Source organism: Nocardia sp. NPDC004340, assembly GCF_053602575.1.
Genome location: NZ_JBSGDW010000024.1, coordinates 1 through 5,834 on the forward strand (window position 1 = coordinate 1; position 5,834 = coordinate 5,834).

The following is a 5,834-nucleotide window of genomic DNA, read 5'->3' on the forward strand; positions in this document are numbered from 1 at the left end:
CTCTCCGGTGGTTCTGGCGGCGGCGGCCTCGCTGGGTGTCTTGTGTGGCCGCGCGCCGCGCCGCCCCCCCCCCCCCCCCGCCCCGGGGGGGGGCCCCCCCCCCCCCCCCCCCCACCCCTGCTCTCGCTCGGGAGTGCCCGCGTGGGCTACTCGTCGCCCTCGACCACCGGCGGGGTCTCGAGGATGTCGAGGATCCACTCCTCGGTGGCGGATTCGGCATCCTCCTCGTCGGGGCGGATGCGGTTGCTCAGGCGCACGCCCAGACCCAGCAGCTGGGCGGCCCTGACCATCTCGAGGGCCTCTTCGGGACCGGCGTAGTGGGTGGCGATCAGACGGGGCTCGTCTTCGAAGTCCTCTTCGGACAGCACGAGGTCCAGACCTTCATCGGTAGTCGACATGGGTCAGCACAGTACGCCCAGAGTTCGCCGAAGCGGTACCGAAACTCGCTCAGCGAGTGAACAACCAGGCGACGACTACGAGAACAAGTAGTGCGATCAGGGCGAGCTGGACACGAGAGCGCGGCATGTCAGGCGGCTTCCTTCCGGATGCGGCGCGGCTGCGCGGTGGTCACGGTGGCCTCGCGGGCGGCGATCCGGTCGCGGCCGAGCACGTGCAGCACCAGGCGCAGGATCCGGTCGAGCAGGTAGGCGATGCCCAGGCAGACCGGCACCATGGCGGCCAGCACCACCGCGAACTGGGGAACGAAGGGCAGCCCGGCCACCCACAGTTCCACGCCGTCCCACCATCCTGCGATCGCATGCACGACCCCAGCCTAGGCCGCGAGCGTCGCGGTGGACGATTCGGGCTGTTCGGAACGATCATTGATGTCATGGAGTCGTACGACGAACCCGAGTCGCTCGAAACCCCGCGGGACCCGCTGGCCACGACGGACCCATCCCCGTCCGACGCCTACCTGCCCTCAGCGGTGGGCAGCATGCACCACTCCGTGTTCCCGCCCATCGACGACTACGCCTTCCTGTCCGATTGCGAGACCAACTGCCTCATCGCCCGCAACGGCGCGGTGGAGTGGATGTGCGTGCCGCGCCCGGACTCCCCCAGCGTCTTCGGAGCCATGCTGGACCGCAGCGCCGGGCATTTCCGGATCGGCCCCTATGGCCGCAATGTGCCGGCCGCGCGCCGCTATCTGCCCGGCGGCCTGATCGTCGAGACCACCTGGCAGACCGAGACCGGCTGGCTCATCGTGCGCGACGCGCTGGTGCTGGGACCGTGGCACAACAATCGGTCCCGCAGCCGCAGCCACCGCCGCACCCCCATGGACTGGGACGCCGAGCACATGCTGCTGCGCACCGTGAAATGCGTGAACGGCGTGGTGGAGCTGGAGATGAGCTGCGAGCCCGCCTTCGACTACCATCGCGGCCCGGCCAATTGGGCCTACAGCGGCACGGTCTACGAGCAGGCGCAGGCCACCTGCGAGATCGAGGGCGCGCCCGGCCTCACCCTGACCACCGATCTGCGCCTGGGCCTGGAGGGCCGGGAGGCGCGCGCCCGCACCCGGATGAAGGAGGGCGACGAGGTCTTCGTGGCGCTGTCCTGGTCGGACCTGCCGCCGCCGCAGAACTTCGCCGAGGCGGCGGAGAAGATGTGGCAGACCACCGAATGCTGGCGGCAGTGGATCACCCTGGGCCGCTTCCCCGATCACCCGTGGCGCGGCTACCTGCAGCGCAGCGCACTGACTTTGAAGGGCCTCACTTACGCACCCACTGGGGCGCTGCTGGCGGCGGCCACCACCTCGCTGCCGGAAACCCCTGGTGGCGAACGCAATTGGGACTATCGCTACACCTGGGTGCGCGACTCCACCTTCGCGCTGTGGGGCCTCTACACCCTGGGTCTGGACCGCGAGGCCGACGACTTCTTCGCCTTCCTGCACGACGTCACCACCGACGACAACGGGAAACCGGTGTCGCTGCAGGTGCTCTACGGCATCGGCGGGGAACGCCGGATCACCGAATCCGAACTCCCCCACCTGTCCGGCTACGACGGCGCTCGCCCGGTGCGCGTCGGCAACGGCGCCTACAACCAGGAACAGCACGACATCTGGGGCACCATCCTGGATTCGGTCTACCTGCACGTGAAGTCGCGCCAGCAGGTGCCGGAGACGTTGTGGCCCATGCTCGAACGGCAGGTACAGGCCGCGATCGAGAACTGGCGCGATCCGGACCGCGGCATCTGGGAGGTGCGCGGCGAACCGCAGCACTTCACCTCGTCGAAGGTGATGTGCTGGGTGGCGCTGGACCGCGGCGCGAAACTGGCCGAGCTGCACGGGGAAATGGACTACGCCAAGAAGTGGCACGACATCGCCGACGAGATCCGGGCCGACATCCTCGACAACGGCGTCAACGCCGCGGGCGTGTTCACTCAGAGCTACGGCAGCGACACCCTCGACGCCTCGCTGCTGCTGGTGGTGCTGAACCGCTTCCTGCCGCCCGATGATCCCCGGGTGCGGGCCACCGTGCTCGCCATCGCCGACGACCTCACCGAGAACGGCCTGGTGCTGCGCTACCGCACCGAGACCACCGACGACGGGCTGTCCGGCGAGGAGGGCTCGTTCACCATCTGCTCGTTCTGGCTGGTGTCGGCGCTGGTGGAAATCGGTGAGCTGCAACGGGCCCGGCAGCTGTGCGAGCGACTGCTCGGCTACGCCAGCCCGCTCAAGCTGTACGCCGAGGAGATCGACTCGCGCACCGGGCGGCACCTGGGGAACTTCCCGCAGGCGTTCACCCACCTGGCGCTGATCAACGCCGTCATGCACGTGATCCGGGCCGAGGAGTCCCGGCACACCGGCCAGTTCCACCCGGCGCACCCGGGACGCTGAGAAAGCTTCCGCGAAAACGACATCGGCCGCTCCCGCGGCCGATGTCGCTCAGTACGAAGACCTTTCGCCGATCCCGTCGGCGGTCTCGCGAATATCGCGCAGCCGCACCATCGATCGCTCGATCTCGGTGAGCCGGGCCTCCCGGCCCGCGCCGGATCCCACCGTGGCGGCCTCCTCGGCGGCGCGCAGCGAGGCGTCCACCGAGCGCAGGGTCGAGGTGGCGATCTCGGTGAAATGGTCGCGCAGGCTGCGCTGCACCGAACGCAGCCGGTAGCGGGACTCCTTGCTCACCTGGAAGATCACATCGTCCATGAGCCGGGCGACCGCCACCTTGGCCTCGGCCTGGCGGCGGGCGCGGCGGGCCTTGCGGTCGTCCCACAGGGCATTGAGGCCCAGCAGGATGGCCGCGCCGCCGGAGTACCAGTTCACCAGCGACATGTGCAGCAGGCTGGTGATCAGACCGACCATGAGCAGGCCGCCGTAGGAGCCGCGCAATGCGGTCAGCACCTGGGCGGTGATGCCGAGCTTGGCGCTGTCCAGCTTGTCCAGCGCCGCAACGGGTTCCAGCACCGCGCCGACGTCGCCGGGGTTGTCCAGCTTGAGATCCGGGGTGGGGATACCGCTCTCGGGGAACTTGGCGGCCACCTGTTCGGCCAGCTCCACCGAGCGGTAGTGGGCGATGACGAAGTTCTCCTCCACCGCCTCGCAGATCTTGGCGTCGAGATCCGCGCCGAAGTCGTTCCAGCCCCGGACCGGATCGCCCTTCATGATGTCGGCGTCGGCGTCGCGGATCAGGCTGCGCAGCCGGTGCCGCAGATCGTGTTCGGTGTCGGCCATCAGCTCGCCCGCGCCGTCGGCCAGGGTGACCTGCCAGTTGGCGGTGCGCTGGCGGAGCTGTTCGGCCTCCTCGCGGGTGCGGCGCAGCTGCTCGGTGATCACGGTCAGACGGCGCGGGTCGCGCAGCGTCTCGGCCTCGCTGCGCAGCGCCAGCGACAGGTGGTCGGTGATGAGCCCGATATCGCGGACCGCGGCCGCCACGGCGACGGCGTCCGCGCGGCCCAGCACGTGGGCGCGCAGATGGTCGAGCAGTTGCGGCACACCGGATTCCAGGTCCAGCCGGTGGTCGCCGTTGGCGGTGGCGTGCGCGTGCAGCCGCGCCGAGGCGGGGGCGACCGCGAAGGCCAGCCCGGCGTCGTCGAGCAGCTGCCGGTCATGCTGCTGCACCTGCGGCCACTGCGGATACTGGTCGATCTTGTTGAGCACGCAGACGACCGTCGGGCACACCTGCTGGATGCGCTCCAACTGCTCGATCTGCGCCGGGGTGAACGGGGCGCGCGCGTCGGCCACGTACAGCACCGCGTCCGCGGCCGCGATCAGCGACCAGGTGGCCGGGGAGTCCTCGGGTGAGCCGGGCGCGTCCAGCACCACGAAGCCCTCCGCGAGCAGCGGGCTGGGCTGGGTGAACTCGGCCCGGATGACCTCGCCCGACCCCAGCTCCGCCAGCGCCGACTGCGGGTCGACGGCGGTGCGCTGGGCGGCGCCGCCCGCTCCCGCCTTCACCAGCGTGGCCGCGGCCTGCGGACCGTACTCGGCGATCACCGGGACGCTGGCCTGCCCGTCGGTGGCGCTCACCGCGGCCCCGACCAGGCTGTTCACCAAAGTGCTCATCCCGGACCGGGATTCGCCCACCACGACCAGCCGCACCCGCGGATCGGTCAGGCGGGCACGGGCGATGCCCAGTCGGCCGGTCAGATCGAGCCGGCCGGAGGCATGGGTCAGTTCGAGCAGCCGGTCGAGCAGCTCGACCAGCGGACCCAGCGCATCGGTATTCTTCACCGCTACCTGATGACCCGGTGCGCTCACAGGAGCAGCATGTGATCGCCCGGACCCTGCGCCGCGAGGTCCGCGTACCCGGCGTCGCCGAGGCCGGAGAACAGACCGGCGTCGTGCACCAGCAGACCTCCGTCGTGCACGGCCAGCACCGAATCATGCACGCCGAGCGGCGCGTCCTGAACCGGCAGGACCGAATCATGCACCGGGAGAACGGCGGAGACCGGCTGCGCGTGCACGACCGGGGTGTACTGGTCCGCGATCGGCTTCACCTGGGTCGGCGGGTCGACGTGCGGCGCGGTGGTGATCGGCGACGGCATCGTCGGCGCGGGCGCGACGGTCGGCACGGGGGCGACCGAAACACTGGGCTGGCCACCGTGATCCGGGACCGACGGCTGGGTCGGCACGGTCGGCACGGTCGGGCGCGGCGCGACGGTCACGGTCGGCTGATGCGGGGTCGGGTCGTCGGGCACGGTGACCGTCGGCACGGTGGGACGGGTCCCGGTGTTGTCGTCGGACGGCGAGTGCGGCTTGGTGGGGAGGTCGGTGTCACCGGTGTTCACCGGCGGGGTCACCGGCTTGATGGTCGACGGCGTGTCCAGGCCCTTGGTCAGGTCGTCCAGACCCGGGATCTTGGTCGGGATCGGCGGCACGGTGAGCGTGGGGCCGTGGTCGACCTTGGTCGGCGGGGTGGCGTGCGGCGCGGTCGGGGCCGGGGTGGCCGCGGGGACCGGCTTGGTCGCCAGGGTGGTCGGCTGGTGGCCGGGCGCGGACGAGTCGCCGCTGGCCAGCGTCGGCGTGCGGCCGTGGTCGAACAGGGCGGGCGCGACGGCCGCGGGCGCGGTCAGCGGCGACGGACCGCCGTGCGTGGACAGCAGATTCGCGATCGGCTGGTTGGCGACGTCGGGCTGGATGGTGGTCTGCAACGGCGTCACCGCGACCGGCTGCACCGTCACCGGCGCGACCGACACGGGCGCGGCGGGCGAGGCGGCGACCGGCGGCACCGGGGCGGGCGCGGGCGGCATCGGCTGCACGGCCGGGGCGGGCGCGATCGTGGTGAGCGCGATCGGGTTCGACGGCGCGGGGGCCACCGGCGCGGCGGGCGTCAGGCCCGGCGCCGAGGTGCCCTCCGAGCCCTACCTGGCCGACCAGGACGACGACGCTCGCGACG

Annotated in this window: 5 protein-coding genes and 1 pseudogene; 2 read left to right on the plus strand and 4 right to left on the minus strand. The window is 71.2% G+C overall.

All coding sequences use genetic code 11. The annotated features are described in order from the left end of the window. Nucleotides 1-146 precede the first annotated feature (146 nt). Nucleotides 147-398 carry a hypothetical protein gene (locus ACWEOI_RS35350; protein WP_433671802.1) on the minus strand — a complete coding sequence of 84 codons (252 nt, stop codon included), beginning with the start codon at nucleotides 396-398 and terminating at the stop codon, nucleotides 147-149. A gap of 128 nt (nucleotides 399-526) precedes the next feature. Further along, a complete protein-coding gene (locus ACWEOI_RS35355; RefSeq protein ID WP_357089983.1) occupies nucleotides 527-763 on the minus strand; it encodes a hypothetical protein in 237 nt (78 codons plus the stop codon). Between the two features lie 66 nt (nucleotides 764-829). On the opposite strand from ACWEOI_RS35355, the gene ACWEOI_RS35360 reads away from it, so the two are divergent. Beyond that, nucleotides 830-2,833: a glycoside hydrolase family 15 protein gene (locus tag ACWEOI_RS35360; protein ID WP_452362396.1), complete on the plus strand. Its 2,004-nt coding sequence runs from the start codon at nucleotides 830-832 to the stop codon at nucleotides 2,831-2,833. Between the two features lie 48 nt (nucleotides 2,834-2,881). Here the strand turns inward: ACWEOI_RS35360 and ACWEOI_RS35365 are convergent, their stop codons facing one another. Then, nucleotides 2,882-4,669 carry a hypothetical protein gene (locus tag ACWEOI_RS35365; RefSeq protein WP_452362397.1) on the minus strand — a complete coding sequence of 596 codons (1,788 nt, stop codon included), beginning with the start codon at nucleotides 4,667-4,669 and terminating at the stop codon, nucleotides 2,882-2,884. A 23-nt stretch (nucleotides 4,670-4,692) separates the two neighbouring features. After that, on the minus strand, nucleotides 4,693-5,589 hold the full coding sequence (locus ACWEOI_RS35370; protein WP_452362398.1) for a hypothetical protein: 897 nt from the start codon (nucleotides 5,587-5,589) through the stop codon (nucleotides 4,693-4,695). Between ACWEOI_RS35370 and ACWEOI_RS35375 the strand changes: the two are divergent. Further along, nucleotides 5,576-5,834 (plus strand): annotated as a pseudogene (locus ACWEOI_RS35375) (hypothetical protein); the annotation flags it as partial. The gene ACWEOI_RS35370 and the pseudogene ACWEOI_RS35375 overlap by 14 nt on opposite strands.

Bases quoted from the DNA above. Each gene is read 5' to 3' on its own strand.
- ACWEOI_RS35350 (WP_433671802.1), bottom strand. From the start codon at position 398: ATGTCGACTACCGATGAAGGTCTGGACCTCGTGCTGTCCGAAGAGGAC.
- ACWEOI_RS35360 (WP_452362396.1), top strand. From the start codon at position 830: ATGGAGTCGTACGACGAACCCGAGTCGCTCGAAACCCCGCGGGACCCG.